The sequence below is a fragment of the Bradyrhizobium sp. DOA9 genome (assembly GCF_000617845.2).
Classification (GTDB): domain Bacteria; phylum Pseudomonadota; class Alphaproteobacteria; order Rhizobiales; family Xanthobacteraceae; genus Bradyrhizobium.
Map to the genome: position 1 here is coordinate 940493 of NZ_DF820425.1, position 15054 is coordinate 955546.

12 protein-coding genes are annotated in these 15054 nt (G+C 65.3%); 6 read left to right on the forward strand and 6 right to left on the reverse strand.

Features of this window, described 5'->3' with window-relative positions:
- Positions 1 to 17 precede the first annotated feature (17 nt).
- Positions 18 to 2057: a methyl-accepting chemotaxis protein gene (locus BDOA9_RS04355; protein WP_025032731.1), complete on the reverse strand. Its 2040-nt coding sequence runs from the start codon at positions 2055 to 2057 to the stop codon at positions 18 to 20.
- A gap of 226 nt (positions 2058 to 2283) precedes the next feature.
- On the opposite strand from BDOA9_RS04355, the gene BDOA9_RS04360 reads away from it, so the two are divergent.
- Together BDOA9_RS04360 and BDOA9_RS04365 are read left to right on the forward strand one after the other, a co-directional pair.
- Positions 2284 to 3450, forward strand: a complete 1167-nt coding sequence (locus BDOA9_RS04360) for an FIST N-terminal domain-containing protein (RefSeq protein WP_025032732.1) — start codon at positions 2284 to 2286, stop codon at positions 3448 to 3450.
- A 5-nt stretch (positions 3451 to 3455) separates the two neighbouring features.
- Positions 3456 to 4811, forward strand: a complete 1356-nt coding sequence (locus BDOA9_RS04365) for a hybrid sensor histidine kinase/response regulator (protein ID WP_025032733.1) — start codon at positions 3456 to 3458, stop codon at positions 4809 to 4811.
- A 134-nt stretch (positions 4812 to 4945) separates the two neighbouring features.
- Here the strand turns inward: BDOA9_RS04365 and BDOA9_RS04370 are convergent, their stop codons facing one another.
- The 5 genes from BDOA9_RS04370 to BDOA9_RS04390 form a co-directional block, all read right to left on the reverse strand.
- Positions 4946 to 5641: a response regulator gene (locus tag BDOA9_RS04370; RefSeq protein WP_042335485.1), complete on the reverse strand. Its 696-nt coding sequence runs from the start codon at positions 5639 to 5641 to the stop codon at positions 4946 to 4948.
- Positions 5642 to 5756: 115 nt separating this feature from the next.
- Positions 5757 to 6449, reverse strand: a complete 693-nt coding sequence (locus tag BDOA9_RS04375; RefSeq protein WP_025032735.1) for a response regulator transcription factor — start codon at positions 6447 to 6449, stop codon at positions 5757 to 5759.
- A gap of 153 nt (positions 6450 to 6602) precedes the next feature.
- The gene (locus BDOA9_RS04380) at positions 6603 to 7793 is read right to left on the reverse strand and encodes a c-type cytochrome (RefSeq protein ID WP_025032736.1); all 1191 of its coding nucleotides are present in this window, start codon (positions 7791 to 7793) and stop codon (positions 6603 to 6605) included.
- A gap of 142 nt (positions 7794 to 7935) precedes the next feature.
- The gene (locus BDOA9_RS04385; RefSeq protein WP_042335692.1) at positions 7936 to 9651 is read right to left on the reverse strand and encodes a PQQ-dependent methanol/ethanol family dehydrogenase; all 1716 of its coding nucleotides are present in this window, start codon (positions 9649 to 9651) and stop codon (positions 7936 to 7938) included.
- A gap of 483 nt (positions 9652 to 10134) precedes the next feature.
- Positions 10135 to 10584, reverse strand: coding sequence for an SRPBCC family protein (locus BDOA9_RS04390; RefSeq protein WP_025032738.1), 450 nt, complete (start codon positions 10582 to 10584; stop codon positions 10135 to 10137).
- Between the two features lie 86 nt (positions 10585 to 10670).
- Here BDOA9_RS04390 and BDOA9_RS37670 point away from each other — a divergent pair, with 86 nt between their 5' ends.
- The 4 genes from BDOA9_RS37670 to BDOA9_RS04405 all read left to right on the forward strand — a co-directional run bounded on the left by BDOA9_RS37670 (position 10671) and on the right by BDOA9_RS04405 (position 14876).
- On the forward strand, positions 10671 to 11114 hold the full coding sequence (locus tag BDOA9_RS37670) for a hypothetical protein (protein ID WP_152033121.1): 444 nt from the start codon (positions 10671 to 10673) through the stop codon (positions 11112 to 11114).
- 36 nt (positions 11115 to 11150) lie between these two features.
- On the forward strand, positions 11151 to 11636 hold the full coding sequence (locus BDOA9_RS04395; RefSeq protein WP_025032739.1) for a (2Fe-2S)-binding protein: 486 nt from the start codon (positions 11151 to 11153) through the stop codon (positions 11634 to 11636).
- 81 nt (positions 11637 to 11717) lie between these two features.
- On the forward strand, positions 11718 to 14060 hold the full coding sequence (locus BDOA9_RS04400; protein ID WP_025032740.1) for a xanthine dehydrogenase family protein molybdopterin-binding subunit: 2343 nt from the start codon (positions 11718 to 11720) through the stop codon (positions 14058 to 14060).
- Between the two features lie 15 nt (positions 14061 to 14075).
- Positions 14076 to 14876: an FAD binding domain-containing protein gene (locus BDOA9_RS04405; protein ID WP_025032741.1), complete on the forward strand. Its 801-nt coding sequence runs from the start codon at positions 14076 to 14078 to the stop codon at positions 14874 to 14876.
- Positions 14877 to 15054 lie beyond the last annotated feature (178 nt).

Consider the following 15054-nt stretch of genomic DNA (forward strand, 5'->3'; position numbering starts at 1 on the left):
TGTTAAGGCGCGCCTACCTACGCCGCCCTGATATTCCCCATGAAGCGGTCGAGCTCGGCGCGGAGACGGGTGCTTTCGCTCGACAGCGTCTTGGCCGAGTGCAGCACCTCTTCCGAGGCCGAGCCGGTCTCGGCGGCGCCGCGGTTGACCTGGCCGATGTCGGTGGCGGCGGTCTGGGTGCCCTGCGCCACGGTCTGGACGCTGCGGGCGATCTCCTGCGTGGCGGCGCCCTGCTGCTCCACCGCGCTCGCAATCGAGGTCGAGATCGACGAGATCTGGCCGATGGTCGCGCCGATCTCCTTGATCGCGGCAACCGATTCGGCGGTCGCTCCCTGCATCCCTGCGATATGCGAGGAGATCTCGTCGGTCGCCTTCGCGGTCTGGCTCGCCAGCGACTTCACCTCGCTCGCCACGACCGCGAAGCCGCGGCCGGCCTCACCGGCGCGGGCGGCCTCGATGGTGGCGTTGAGCGCGAGCAGATTGGTCTGCTCGGCAATCGCCGTGATCAGCTTGACCACCTCGCCGATCTGCTGTGCGGCGTGCGACAGCTTGCCGATGCGGCCGTCGGTCTCCTTGGCCTGCATCACGGCAGCCTCCGCGATGCGGCTGGAATCGCGCACCTGGCGGCCGATCTCCTCGACCGAGGCGGACAGCTCTTCGGTCGCGGTCGCGACCGACTGCATGTTGGAGGAGGCCTGCTCGGAGACGCCGGCGACCTGGCTCGACAGGCTCTGGGTGGTCTCGGCGGTGCGGGTCAGGGTGGAGGCCGCCGATTCCAGCTGCACGGCGGAGGCCGAGACGTTGGAGACGATGGCGCCGACGGCGCTCTCGAAATCGTCGGCAAAGCGGATCAGCTCGGCGCGGCGGCTTGCGGCCTGCTCGCGGTTCTGCACTTCGCTCGCGGCGGCGTCGCGCTCGGCCTTGGCAACGGCCTGGATCTTGAACTCCTCGACCGCGCCGGCCATCTCGCCGATCTCGTCCTTGCGCCCCAGGCCGGGCAGCACGACGTCGAAATTGCCCGAAGCGAGCTCGCGCATCGCCGTGCACATCGCGATCATCGGCCGCGAGATGCCGGTGCCGAGCAGGAAGGCGAGGACCGCGCCGAGCAGCGTGCCGCCGACGGCCAGCATCAGCACCAGCTGCTCGGTCCGCCCGATGGTCGCCTCCGATTCCGAATCCAGCCGCTGCTGCTCGGCGACGAGGTCAACCTTCATGACGGTGGCGCCCTGCTGGATCGCACCGGCCGAGCCGTTCATCTCGGTGACGAGGTCATCGACCAGCTTGGCGTTGGCGATCAGCTTCTCCAGCGACTCGCGATAGGCGCCGAGGAACCCCTTTGCATCTTTCAGCCCGGCGACGACCTTGTCGTCCATGGAATAGACCGCGCCGAGCGAGTTCTCGACGAATTTCAGCCGCGCCAGCGCGCTGTTCGCGATCGCCTGATCGGAGGTCAACACGAACTGAGTGGCTGCAGCGCTCGCGGTCTGGAACTGGGCGTTGACCTGCTTGGTGCCGAACTCAATGGCCTGCGCCTCGGCGTCGGAGGCGTTGTTGCCGATATCGTCGAGCTTGTATTTCAGGAGGTTGGCGTTGCGCTGGAGCTGGTTCTGCACCAGCAGCGCGCTGTCGCGCTTGGCCTGGAGCACCTTGGCGAAGGTGGCGGAGAAGTTGGAAAACTCCTTGGCGAGCTTGCCGACGCTTTCCTGCCGTGCCGGCTTGGTGGCGGCCTTGACGGCCTGGTCGATGGCGTTCTTCAGGCTGGCCTCGGAATCGAGCGCCGCCTTGGCGTCGTCTTCCTTGCCGGTGACGACGAAATATTTGGCGGCCGAACGATAGGCGAGCAGCTCGCGGTCGATATTGCGGGCGAGATCGGCCTCCGAGACGCTGCTGCGGTAGGATCCGACGCCGGAGGCGACCCGCTCGAAGCCGAAATAGGCGAAGGCCATGCTGCCGGCGGAGATCACCAGCACGGCGGCGAAGCTGAGGATGATCTTTGCGCGGAACCTGAGGGTCGGAAATAGTGCACGTTTCGACGGCGACGCGGTACGCCCGGACATTCCCAACCCCCAGTCCATGTTCTTGCAGCATTCTGCGGCCCGGAAGCAGCCCGCTCCGAACCATGCGCAAAATTAGGGCAGAATCCTCAAGGGGTGGTAAATCCGTCCGGGCCCCGCGGGGAGCGGGTGCCGTGTTGCGGCGACCTGCAAAACGCCCTACTCTCGAATACTTATCAGGCACTTGTCAGGGACTTGGCACCAGACCAAGCCTCGAGGGAGAAACGGAGTGGGGCAAACCGATTTTCGGTTTGGCGGTGCGTCGGGCGTTGCCGTGGCCAAGTCGAAGGCCGCGAGCGTCGATGACGCCGTGGCCGAGCTGGCGGCCCAGCTGCCGTCCGACGGGCTGGCGCTGATCCTTGTGTTCCTCTCTCCGAGCTACGACCCTGATCGCTTCATCGCCGAGATCAGCCGTCATTTCGATGACACAGAGGTCTGCGGCTGCACCACCGCGGGCGAGCTTGCCCCCGACGGTTGGGACGAGAACAGCGTGGTGGCGCTGGCATTCAGCCGCGCCGACTTCTCCGCGGCGGTACGGCCGATCTTCAACCTCGACAGCTTCCGCGTCGAGGACGGCCGCAGGATCGGCGGCGAGCTTCGTCACGAGCTGTTGCGGGCCACGCCGCAGGTCGAGCGCGGCAGTCCCTTCGGCCTGGTCCTGATCGACGGCCTGTGCCGCCGCGAAGAAGCGGTGATGTCCGCGCTCTATGCATCGCTGGACGATATTCCGGTCGTCGGCGGGTCCGCGGGCGACGGGCTGCGCTTCGAGAAGACGTTCGTGTTCTTCGGTGGCAAGGCGCACACTAATGCCGCCCTGCTGATCCTGCTCAACACCTCGTTGCCGTTCCGCGTCTTCAAATGCGACAATTTCGAGCCGCTGGCGCAGAAGATGGTGGTGACCGAGGCGGACATCGAAAACCGAACGGTCCGCGAGCTGAACGCCGAGCCTGCCGCGCAGGAATATTCGCGCGTGGTCGGCATCATGGACGCCAAGCTCGATCCGTTCTCCTTCGCCTCGCATCCGGTCCTGGTCCGCGTCGGCGGCGCCTATTACGCGCGCTCGATCCAGCGCGTCGAGCCGGACGGCTCCTTGCACTTCTTCTGCGCCATCGACGAGGGCATGGTGCTGACCGCGGCGACCTCGCGCAGCCTGGTCGGCGCGGCCCGCGAGACGTTCGCCGATATCCGCGACCAGATCGGAGACGTCTCGCTCTATATCGGCTTCGAGTGCCTGTTCCGCCGCCTCGATGCCGAGCAGCATCAGCTCGCCCGCGACATGTCCGAGCTGTACCGGCAGAACCGCGTGGTCGGCTTTCACACCTATGGCGAGCAGTTCGGCTCCATGCATGTGAACCAGACCTTTACCGGGGTTGCGATCGGAAGGCGGCCGTCGTGACCGACATGTGGCAGGGACCCGATGCGGTCGACCAGCTCAGGCGCGAGGCCGCCAAGCTGAGGAAGATAAATGCCGCGCTGATGTCGCGCGTCGAGCGCTCGATGGACCAGCAGCTCAACGCCTTTTCATTGTTCGAAACCGCCATCGCGCTCGACCACAAGGTTCGCGACCGGACGCACCAATTGCGCGAGGCGCTGCATTCGGTCGAGCGCGCCAATGAGGGGCTCTACCGCGCCAAGCAGCAGGCGGAGGCGGCAAGCTCGCTGAAATCCTCGGTGCTGATCTCGGTCACCCACGACCTGTTGCAGCCGCTCAATGCGGCGCGCCTGACCCTGTCCGCGCTGACGGAGATGATGGAATCGCAGGAAGCGGGCGTGCTGATCGACCAGGCCAGCCGCTCGCTGGTGATGCTGGAGGACCTGCTGCGCTCGCTGCTGGAGATCGCCAAGCTCGACGCCGGCGCGCTCAAGCCCGACGTGCGCGCGATCGCGCTGGCGCCCCTGTTCGAGCAGCTCCGCAACGAATTCGAGCCGGTCACCGCGCGGCAGGGCCTGTCCTTGCGCATCCGCACCTCACAGCTGGCGGTGAGGTCGGATGCGATGATGCTGCGGCGGATCCTGCAGAACCTGCTCGCCAATGCCATTCGCTACACCCGCAGCGGCGGCGTGGTGATGGGATGCCGGCATCGCAGCGGGCAGATCTGCGTCCAGGTCTCCGACACCGGGCCCGGCATCGCGCAGGCGCAGCAGGAGGCGATCTTCCGCGAATTCCAGCGCGGCGACGCCACGGCGGCCGACCAGGCCGGCTTCGGGCTCGGCCTCTCGATCGTCCGCCGCTTCGCCAGCGAGCTCGGGCACGAGGTGCGGTTGTCGTCGCAGCTCGGCAGGGGATCGACCTTCACCCTGGAGCTGGAGCCGGCCGACCTCACTGAAGTCGCCGACGAGGTGCAGGAGGTCGTGCCCGCCGCGCGTCACTACGATTACAGCGGGCTCGAAGGCGCCAAGATCCTGCTGATCGAGAACGATCCGAACGGCTCGGAGGCGATGGCCGCGCTGCTGGAGGGATGGGGCTGCGACGTCGCGACCACGCGGTCGAGTGCGGACGCGCTCGTGCGCCTCAGCGAGCTCGGCGGCGCGCCAGACGTCGTGATCGCCGATCTCCATCTCGATCATGGCGAGAGCGGCCTCTCCGCCATCGCCGACGTGCGGGAGCATTTGAAGCTCGACACGCCCGCCATGATCATCACCGCCGACTATTCCGAACAGGCGGCGAAGCAGGCGAGCCTGCAGGGCCTCGAAGTGCTGAAGAAGCCGATCAAGCCGGCCGAGATGCGGGCGCTGCTGTCGTTCCTGCTGAGCTGACGCGCGCAACCAAAGTCGGAAAACAACCCCATGCACAGTACCGGTAGCATCTTACAGCATGCTATGGCTTTGACGTGTCAGTGAATTACCTGCCGGCTGTGACGCCCCCGGATGGCCAAAAGCGGTGAATCAAGTCACTGCTGATCCGGCGGAGCATGCTCGCGCCGTGGCGGAGCGCCCTCGCCGGCCAGCGTCGCGAAATCGATCCGGGACATTTCGACGATGGCCTTGGTGCGGCTCAGCACGTTGAGCTTGCGCAGGATGTCGGAGACGTGGACCTTCACCGTGGTCTCGGAGATGTTCAGCTCGAAGGCGATCTGCTTGTTCTGCAGGCCGCGCTTGAGCATTTCGAGCACGCGCAATTGCTGCGGCGTCAGCTCGTGCAGGCGTTTCAGCAGATCCTGCGCGGGGCCGACAGCGCGTTGCGGGCGGACCAGAGCGCGATAGGCGGCAGGGACACAGACCGCGCCGCGCAGAACCTCGCCGATCGATTGCGCCAGCTCCTGCTTCGAGGACGATTTGAGGATGTAGCCGGAGACGCCGAGCGACAAGGCGCCGGCCACGATCTGCGGATCCTGATGCCCTGATACGATGACGACGGGAATCCTGGGAAAGGCCTTGCGGATGCGGATGATGCCGGAAAGGCCCGTGGTGCCCGGCATCGACAGATCGAGCAGGATGAGGTCGAGCTCGGCAGCCGCAGCGGCCTGCTCGAGCGCACCGTCGATCGAGGTGGCCTGAAGGATCTCGGCGGCCGGCGCCACCATCTGGAGCGCGCCCTCGAGAGCCTCGCGAAACAACGGATGGTCTTCGACGATCAGAAACCGCATCACGTGTGAGCCATTCCTGGTTGATCGGCCAGATGATCGACGGGATCGACGCCGAGACGAGGATGTCCCAGCCGGACCAGACCGGCTTGATCCAGATCAAGCGGAACCTTGCGCCTCATTGCGGCCGCCCGCGGTCGGCCCGCGCATAAGGCCGGGCCTTGGGATCCGGCAGCTCCACCTTGCCGATCTCGATGATCGCCTTGTTGCGGCTGAACAGGCCGAGCTTGCGCAGAATTTCGGTGATATGCGCCTTCACCGTGGATTCGGCGAGCTGAAGCTCCTGGCCGATCTGCCGGTTCGGATAGCCGCGCCGCAGCAGCTCGAGCACGCGAAGCTGCTGCGGGGTCAGCTCGCGCAGCTTGACCTCGAGCGCCTTGCTGGCCTCGGCCCGCCGCCGCTGCGGCGTCGCCACGAAATCCTTCGGCACCGACACCGATCCGTTCAGCACGCCTTCGATCGATTGCGCCAGCTCGCGCTTCGACAGCGACTTCGGCAGATAACCGGCGGCTCCCAGCTCCAGCGCCTCGCGGACGACGCGCTGGTCCTCCTCGCTCGACACGATGGCGACGGGCAGGCGCGGATGGGCCTCGCGCAGGCGCTGAAAGCCGGAGAAGCCGGTCGCATCCGGCAGCGAGAGGTCCAGCAGCGCGAGGTCGATGCCTTCGCCCTGCTCGGCCGTCAGGATATGAAGGGCATCCTCGATCGACACCGCCTCGAAGATCCGCGCCTCCGGCAAGGCCAGCCGCACCGCATTGCCGAGCGCCTCGCGAAACAGCGGATGATCGTCGACGATCAGGAAGCTGGTCATGGCGCCTTCACAGGACTGCATCGCCGAATGCTGCACCGTATGGGCATCCGCCGCCGCAGCGGAAGAGGCGGAACCATCCGGCATCCGCCCGGCACCGGGATGGTGCCGGATGGACGCTACCACATCCTCCCCAGCGGGTTCGGTCAAGACCGTTCAGTCGTTCGATTCGGTCTGGACCGTCAGCAGGAAGGAATAGATGCTGTCGATCTGGTCATCGGTGTAGACCTCCTTCCAGGCCGGCATGCCCTTGGTCGGCCGTCCCTCATGCACGGTGGTCCAGTACTTCTCGCGCATATCGTCGCCGTAGCGGTGACGCAGCAGCCGCAGATCGATCTTCCGCTCGCTCTGGATCGCATCGGGACCGTGGCAATGCGCACAGGTTCCGTTGAAGATCTCCTTGCCCGCGCCGACGGCCTCGCTGCCCGGCGCGACCGCATCGCCCTTGGTCTCGGTCGCCACGACATTGGCGACCTGGGCGATGCCGGCTCCGCTTCCGGTGCCCGTCGTCACCGCCGCCGGCCCCGCGCCGAAGCGGACCGGCGTGCCGCTCGGCAGACCGTACTTCACGGCGAGCTCGCCGATCTTGCCCTGAAGCTGCGGCAACACGGCATTGACGCGGTCGCGCAGCTCGGTCGAGGTCTTGGCAAAGCCGATGGCGGCATCCCATGACAGGCCTTCGCCCTCGGTGAGCTCGATCTGGTAGCGGCCGTCGTAGCTGGTCTTGTTCAGCCAGCCGGCGACCGGTCCCCAGATGAAGGCGACGTCGGCCCTGCCCTGGTCGAGCGCCTGCATGCCCTCCTCGGGCGACAGCACCGTCACCTTCTGGATGTCGTCGCGGCTCGCGAGCAGGTTTTGCGGCGTGCTGGCGAACTGCACGGCGACACGCTTGCCCTTGAGGCCGTCGATGCCGCCGATCGCCGCGCCCTTCGCAGATTCCTTGGCAGCCACGAGGGCATAACCCTCCTTCACGAAGGTGTCGGAGAAGATCATGGCCGGGCCCATGAAATCCTCCGACCGCGGCAGCCCGATCATGGCGTCGCATTGCTTGCCGAGCAGCGTGACGCGCACGGTGCGCTTGCCGAAATAGGATTTGTACCAGTCATAGGCGATCGGCCGGCCGAGCGCCTGCGCCAGGGCCTGTCCGATCTCGACATAGAAGCCGGGCTTCGACGAGCTGTCGCTCGAGAATGGCAGGTTGGTCGGATCGGCGCAGAGACGGAACGGCTGCGCTTCCTCGGCCTGCAGCGGCGAGGCCGGAACCATCAGCACAGCAGTGGCACATGCGAGCAGGCCTGCGATAGCGCGATGTCGGCTCGCACCGGTGGCGGAATGATTCGGACGCATCCTCGTCTCCCTTGCGTTGGCTTTGTTGCGCCGGAGTTTGTTGAGCCAGGCGCGGCGGCACCAGGCATCGCCCGATGCCGCAGCTCAAGTCTGGAAAAAGCGCGCGCGTATCCCGTCACCTCGAGGATACGCGCGCGAGTTGTCACTGGACGGAGAACACGAAGAGCGAACCGCCCTCGGGAGCTGCGGCCGTCATCTTCTTTCCTACCTCGCCCAGGAACGCAGGCAGCGCAGCGGTGCGGCCGACCACGATGGCGACATATTGCTTGCCGTCGACCTGATAGGTCACCGGGCCCGCGCCGATGCCGGAGCCGAGATTCTTGCTCCAGAGCACCTTGCCGGATTTCGCATCGATGGCGCGGAAGTCGCCACGGATGTTGCCGGCAAACACGAGCCCGCCGCCGGTGGTCAGCGTGCCGCCGTTGAAGGGCAGGTCTTCCTTGATCGACCAGACCTTCTTCTGCGCGACCGGATCCCAGGCCACGAGCTCGCCGAGGAAGCCGCCGGGGCCTTCCTTGGTCGGGAATTCGGCGCCGAGATAGAACACGCCGCGCTTGTAGGCGACATCGCTGACCGACCAGTCCATGCAGACGTTGTTGGACGGGATGTAGACGAGGCCGGTCTGCGGGTTGAACGACATCGGCTGCCAGTTCTTGCCGCCGATCAGGTTCGGGCAGATGTCCTTGGCCGGATGATTCGGCCCGGGCCGCTTGTCGGGATCCTCGACCGCGCGCATCGTGGCGACGTCCCACTTCTTGGCCCAGTTGGAGAACACGTATTTCTCCGCCGACAACACCTTGCCGGTCTCACGGTTGGCGACGAAGAAGAAGCCGTTGCGGTCCGCCTTCATCAGCGTCGGAACGGTGCTGCCGCCGATCTTGAGATCCGCGAGCACGGCTTCGTTGACGCCGTCATAGTCCCAGGCATCGGCCGGCGTGGTCTGGATGTGCCACTTGATCTTGCCGGTGTTGGGATCGAGCGCGAGCGTCGAGGCCGTGTAGAGGTTGGTCAGCTTGCCGAAATTGCCGTCGCCGGTGGAACGCACCGCCGTGTTCCACGGACCGGGATTGCTGGTGCCCCAATAGACCGTGTCGGTCTTCGGATCGTAGGAGCCGACCAGCCAGGCCGCGCCGCCGCCATGCTGGGCGGAGTCGCCCTTCCAGGAATCGCCGCCGGGCTCGTCCGGCGAAGGAACGGTGTAGGTCTGCCACACCTGCTTGCCGGTGTTGATGTCGAAGGCCAGCAGCGCGCCGCGCACGCCGTATTCGCCGCCGCCGAAGCCGGTGATGACCTTGTCGCGCACGACGAGCGGCGGCGAGGTGATGACCGAGCCCTGCTTGTAGTCGACCACCTTCGCCGTCCACAGCGACTTGCCGGTCGCGGCATCGAGCGCCGTCAGCTTGCCGTCGAGGCGGCCGACGAAGATCTTGCCGTCGGCATAGGAGACGCCGCGGCTGTTCACGTCGCAGCAGGCGTATTGCAGCACGTCCTCAGGGATTTCGGGCTCCCAGGTCCATTTTCGCTGCCCCGTCGCCGCATCGAGCGCATAGACGTATTTCGGACCCCACGAGCTCGAAACGTACAGCGTGTTGCCGACGACGATCGGCGAGGATTCGTTCGAACGCAGCGACGCCAGCGAGAAGGAGTAAGCGAGCGTCAGCTTGCCGGCGTTCTCGGTGTTGATCTGCTTGAGCGGGCTGAAGCGCGTGTTGCCGTAATCGTGGCCGGCAACGGCCCATTGATTCGAATCGGATTGCGCCTTGAGCACGGTCTCGTTGGCGCGAACGCCCGGTGTAACGGCGGCAAGCATCGCAATCATGGAGATGCCGGCCAAGAAGCCCTTCGTTCCAAAGGTCATGTATCCCTCCGCGGTGTTGTTGTGCACGCCTCGTTGGGCGCCTGAGCGCGTTGCGCTCTGATGGGCAGTTCGCCTGCGAGCCATCGTTCGAAATTACAGCATCGCCGTTTCGCGCTTAGTATAGGCGGAAGGTAGTAGTGCAAATCATCGGCGGCTTTCGCCGCTCATCTCGTTGTCCCGCCTCGCGTCTTGCCCCTATTGCGCAGCTCGAAATGCGCCATCGGATTTGGGCAACATCGCGCCGCAATCCGGATCCTCTGCGCGCGGCGCAGGCTGTCGCGCATACTTGCGGCGCTGGGCCTGCGCGCACGCTTCGTCCTTCGAGACGGCGCTTACACGCCCCTCAGGATGAGGCTAGTCAGCACCAGCGCTCGTTGAAACTGCTGCCGCGCGCTCCGGCCTCATCCTGGCGCCCAAAAGCGGGCGTCTCGACGGATGGCTGCAGGAAAGAGTCTCGAATGCAATAGCCCTGCCGCGCATCGATCACGATGATGGCGCTACCACGCCGGCAAAACTTTCGAAGAAGTTCGCGGCGAGTTTTCGCGACGTCGAATCGATCAATCGCGAGCCGAGCTGTGCGAGCTTGCCGCCGATCTGCGCATCGGCCTCGTAATGCAGGATGGTGACGTCGGGCGCTTCCTCTTCCAGCCTGACCTTCGCGCCGCCCTTGGCAAAGCCGGCGACGCCGCCGGCGCCTTCGCCGACGATGCGATAGCCGTTGGGCGCATCGATATCGGTCAGCGTCACCTTGCCGCTGAACGTCGCCTTCACGGGCCCGACCTTCAGCACCACGGTCGCCGTCATCTCGGTCGGCGATGCCATCTCGAGCGATTGGCAGCCGGGAATGCAGCGCCTGAGAATATCAGGATCGTTGAGCGCAGCCCAAACCGTCGCCTTCGACGCGGGGATCCGCTGACTGTCGTTCATCTGCATCGCTTCCACCCTTGTTGCTGTTGACTGTACGGCTCGACTAGGAGGACGCGCGGCCGCGTTCAATCGCCAGGAAGTACTAGGCGGCCATGGCCGACGCGGCTCGCCCGCCGGCCTCGCCGGGCACGATTTCGCTGCATTGCCATAAGCAAAATCAAAGGCTTAAGTCGCCTCGTCCTACTACCAAGATCGCGATTACAAAGGCGGGGGCGCATGCTCCTATTCCCACAACGAGCAAGGCATTCGAGGGAGGAAGGACGCACGACCAAACCGAAGTCCAGGGGCAAGCGGCAGGAATGACCACGGCACGCGCGACCAGGTCAGGCGCCTATTATGGTGGCAGCCAGGCACGCGATCGAGAGATGCCAGCGGCGACTTTTTTCCGCGTGTCTTCCGCAACGTCGCAGCACGTGATGGCGACGGCGCGCGGCATCGGGGCCGAATCGCGCATCGTCGACGGTCGTCACGATGACCCTTCCATGACCGCGGCCAGCAAAAACCCAGTTGCAAAGTTTCGTTTGCGCTGTCTCTAATTAGAACCAATCAAAATCACTTTGGGAGGACTTCAAGTGTCTACAGTCAAACTGACAGTCAACGGCAAGGCCGTTGCTGTCGATGTCGAGGACCGCACGCTGCTGGTCCAGCTCCTGCGCGATCACCTCAACCTGACCGGGACCCATGTCGGCTGCGACACCAGCCAATGCGGCGCCTGCGTCGTGCACATGGACGGCCGTGCGGTGAAATCCTGCACCATGCTGGCAGGGCAGGCCGACGGCGCCAACGTCACCACGATCGAGGGCATAGCCAAGGGCGACGAGCTGCACCCGATGCAGGCCGCCTTCCGCGACAATCACGGCCTGCAGTGCGGCTATTGCACGCCGGGCATGATCATGTCGGCGATCGACATCGTGCAGCGCCATGGTGGACAGCTCGACGAGGCGACCGTCCGCACCGAGCTCGAAGGCAATATCTGCCGCTGCACCGGCTATCACAATATCGTCAAGGCCGTGCTGGATGCGGCCGGCCGCATGAAGGTCTCGCAGGCGGCCGAGTAAGCGGCGCGCCTCGAAACAAGAACCACCGTCGCAGCCCTCGTTGGACGGCGCGGTCAAGGAAATTCCTGGGGAGGACCAGACATGGGTGTTGAAGGCATCGGCGCACGCGTGGTGCGCAAGGAAGACAAGCGTTTCATTACCGGCAAGGGCCGTTACGTCGACGACATCAAGTTGACGGGCATGACCCATGCTTATTTCATCCGCAGCCCGCACGCGCACGCCAAGGTGAAGAAGATCGATTCGTCCGCGGCGCTGAAGATGCCGGGCGTGGTCGCGGTGCTGACCGGACAGCAGCTGGTCGACGACAAGGTCGGCAACCTGATCTGCGGCTGGGCCATCACCTCCAAGGACGGCAGCCCGATGAAGATGGGCGCGTGGCCGGCGATGGCGCCGGAAACGGTGCGCTTCGTCGGACAGGCGGTTGCCGTCGTGATCGCCGACAGCAAGAATCTGGCGCGCGACGCGGCGGAAGCCGTCGTGGTCGACTACGAGGAGCTTCCCGCGGTCGCCGACATGCGCGCCGCCATCAAGCCCGGCGCGCCGCAGCTTCATCCCGAGGCTCCCGGCAACCAGGTCTATGATTGGGTGATTGGCGACGAGGGCGCAGTGAATGCCGCCTTCTCGAAAGCCGCCAATGTGGTGAAGCTCGACGTCACCAACAACCGCCTCGCGCCGAATGCGATGGAGCCGCGCGCGGCGATCGCCGATTACGACACCGCGGAGGAGCACTTCACCCTCTATACGACGTCGCAGAACCCGCACGTCGCGCGTCTCGTGCTCTCGGCGTTCTACAACATCGCGCCCGAGCACAAGCTGCGCGTGATCGCGCCCGACGTCGGCGGCGGCTTCGGCTCCAAGATCTTCATCTATCCCGAGGAGATGGTGGCGCTATGGGCCTCGAAGAAGGTCGGCCGTCCCGTCAAGTGGACCGGCGACCGCACCGAGGCCTTCCTCACCGACGCGCATGGCCGCGATCACGTCACCCATGCCGAGATGGCCTTCGACGCCAACAACAAGATCACCGGGTTGAAGGTGAAGACCTACGCCAATTTCGGCGCCTACATGTCGCTGTTCTCGTCCTCGGTGCCGACCTATCTCTACGCGACGCTGCTGTCGGGCCAGTACAACATCCCGGCGATCCATGCCGAGGTGATCGGCGTCTACACCAACACCACGCCGGTCGACGCCTATCGCGGCGCGGGCCGACCCGAGGCGAGCTACCTGATCGAACGGTTGATGGAAACGGCGGCGCGGCAGCTGAACGTCGATCCGGCCCAGTTGCGCCGGACCAATTTCATCACCCAGTTCCCGCACCAGACGCCCGTGATCATGGCCTACGACACCGGCGACTTCAACGCGTCCCTCGACGCGGCGATGAAGGCGATCGACTATGCGGGCTTCCCTGCCCGCAAAGCCAAGGCGAAAGCCGACGGCAAGCTGCGCGGCATCGGCGTGTCCTGCTACATCGAGGCCTGCGGCATCGCGCCGTCGAAGGCGGTCGGCAGCCTGGGCGCCGGCGTCGGCCTGTGGGAATCGGCCGAAGTGCGCGTCAACCCGGTCGGCACCATCGAGATCCTCACGGGTTCGCACAGCCACGGCCAGGGTCACGAGACCACGTTCTGCCAGCTCGTCGCGGAGCGCCTCGGCGTTCCGATCAGCCAGGTCTCGATCGTCCATGGCGACACCGACAAGGTGCAGTTCGGCATGGGCACCTACGGCTCGCGCTCGGCCGCCGTCGGCCTCACCGCGATCCTGAAGGCGATGGAGAAGATGGAATCCAAGGCCAAGAAGATCGCCGCGCACGCGCTGGAGGCGTCGGAAGCCGACATCGTCATCGAGAACGGCGAGTTCAAGGTGACGGGCACCGACAAGGCCATCGCCCTGCCGATGGTCGCGCTCGCGGCCTACACCGCGCATAATCTGCCTGACGGGATGGAGCCGGGCCTGAAGGAGAGCGCCTTCTACGACCCGACCAACTTCACCTTCCCGGCCGGCGCCTATATTTGCGAGCTCGAGGTCGATCCCGGCACCGGCAAGACCTCCTTCGTCAACTTCGTCGCGGCCGACGATTTCGGCCGGTTGATCAACCCGATGATCGTCGAGGGCCAGGTCCATGGCGGCCTCGTGCAGGGCATCGGGCAGGCGTTGCTGGAACACGCGATCTACGATGCCAACGGCCAGCCGGTCACGGCCTCGTTCATGGATTACGCCATGCCGCGCGCCGACGACGTGCCGTCGTTCAACCTGTCCCACACCACGACGCTGTGCCCGGGCAATCCCTTGGGCATCAAGGGTTGCGGTGAGGCCGGCGCGATCGGCGCATCGGCGGCCGTGATCAACGCGATCACGGATGCGATCGGCAAGAACAATCTGGAAATGCCCGCAACCCCTGACCGGGTGTGGCGCACGATCCACGCGGCTTAAGAGGGAGGAACGAACATGTACCAGACCACATATCATCGTGCCTCCTCGGTCGACGAAGCCGTCAGCCTGTTCGCCAAGGGCAGCGAGTCGAAATTCCTCGCCGGCGGCCAGACGCTGCTTCCGGTCATGAAGCAGCGCCTCGCCAGTCCCTCTGACGTCATCGACCTCGGCAGGATCAAGGAGCTGCAAGGCGTCGAGCTGTCGGGCGACACGCTGACCATCAAGGCCGCGACGACCTATTACGACATCATGACCAATGCCGATGTGAAGAAGGCAATCCCCGCGATTGCCTATCTCACCTCGGTGCTGGGCGACCCCGCCGTGCGTTATCGCGGCACGATCGGCGGCTCGATCGCCAACAATGATCCGGCCGCGGATTTCCCGGCGGCGCTGCTCGCGCTCGGCGCCACCGTGAAGACCAACAAGCGGTCGATTGCGGCGGATGATTTCTTCCAGGGCCTGTTCACGACGGCACTGGAAGACGGCGAGATCATCACCGCCGTGTCGTTCCCCGTGCCGGCGAAGGCAGGCTACGAGAAGATGCGGCATCCGGCCTCGCGTTTCGCGCTGACCGGCGTGTTCGTGGCGCAGACCAAGTCGGGCGAGGTTCGCGTCGCCGCCACCGGCGCCTCGCAAACAGGCGTGATGCGGGTGGGCGCGATCGAAGCCGCGCTGAAGGCGAACTGGTCGCCGTCGGCGATCGACGGCGTCAGCATCTCGGCGAGCGGATTGCTGGCCGACATCCACGGCACGGCGGAGTATCGTGCCAATCTGATCAAGGTGATGGCACAACGCGCGGTCACCGCTGCGCGTTGATAGCGCCTCGACACAAATTTTCCGCGGCGCGCACTTCGGTGCGCGCCGTTTTATTTTGGCCGTGCGGCATGAAAACAGCTTGCCTCGTCGGCGTGAAGGCAGGAAAAGTTAATCGGCCGATTAACTCGCTCAACAGAAGAAACGTCAGGGGCGATTGCCGCATCAGGCGCATGCGCCC

Excerpts from the sequence above, each read along its gene's own strand:
- BDOA9_RS04390 (WP_025032738.1), bottom strand. The coding sequence starts at position 10,584 with ATGCAGATGAACGACAGTCAGCGGATCCCCGCGTCGAAGGCGACGGTT.
- BDOA9_RS04400 (WP_025032740.1), top strand. The coding sequence starts at position 11,718 with ATGGGTGTTGAAGGCATCGGCGCACGCGTGGTGCGCAAGGAAGACAAG.
- BDOA9_RS04370 (WP_042335485.1), bottom strand. The coding sequence starts at position 5,641 with ATGCGGTTTCTGATCGTCGAAGACCATCCGTTGTTTCGCGAGGCTCTC.
- BDOA9_RS04355 (WP_025032731.1), bottom strand. The coding sequence starts at position 2,057 with ATGTCCGGGCGTACCGCGTCGCCGTCGAAACGTGCACTATTTCCGACC.
- BDOA9_RS04380 (WP_025032736.1), bottom strand. The coding sequence starts at position 7,793 with ATGCGTCCGAATCATTCCGCCACCGGTGCGAGCCGACATCGCGCTATC.
- BDOA9_RS37670 (WP_152033121.1), top strand. The coding sequence starts at position 10,671 with ATGGCCGACGCGGCTCGCCCGCCGGCCTCGCCGGGCACGATTTCGCTG.
- BDOA9_RS04365 (WP_025032733.1), top strand. The coding sequence starts at position 3,456 with ATGTGGCAGGGACCCGATGCGGTCGACCAGCTCAGGCGCGAGGCCGCC.
- BDOA9_RS04375 (WP_025032735.1), bottom strand. The coding sequence starts at position 6,449 with ATGACCAGCTTCCTGATCGTCGACGATCATCCGCTGTTTCGCGAGGCG.
- BDOA9_RS04385 (WP_042335692.1), bottom strand. The coding sequence starts at position 9,651 with ATGACCTTTGGAACGAAGGGCTTCTTGGCCGGCATCTCCATGATTGCG.
- BDOA9_RS04405 (WP_025032741.1), top strand. The coding sequence starts at position 14,076 with ATGTACCAGACCACATATCATCGTGCCTCCTCGGTCGACGAAGCCGTC.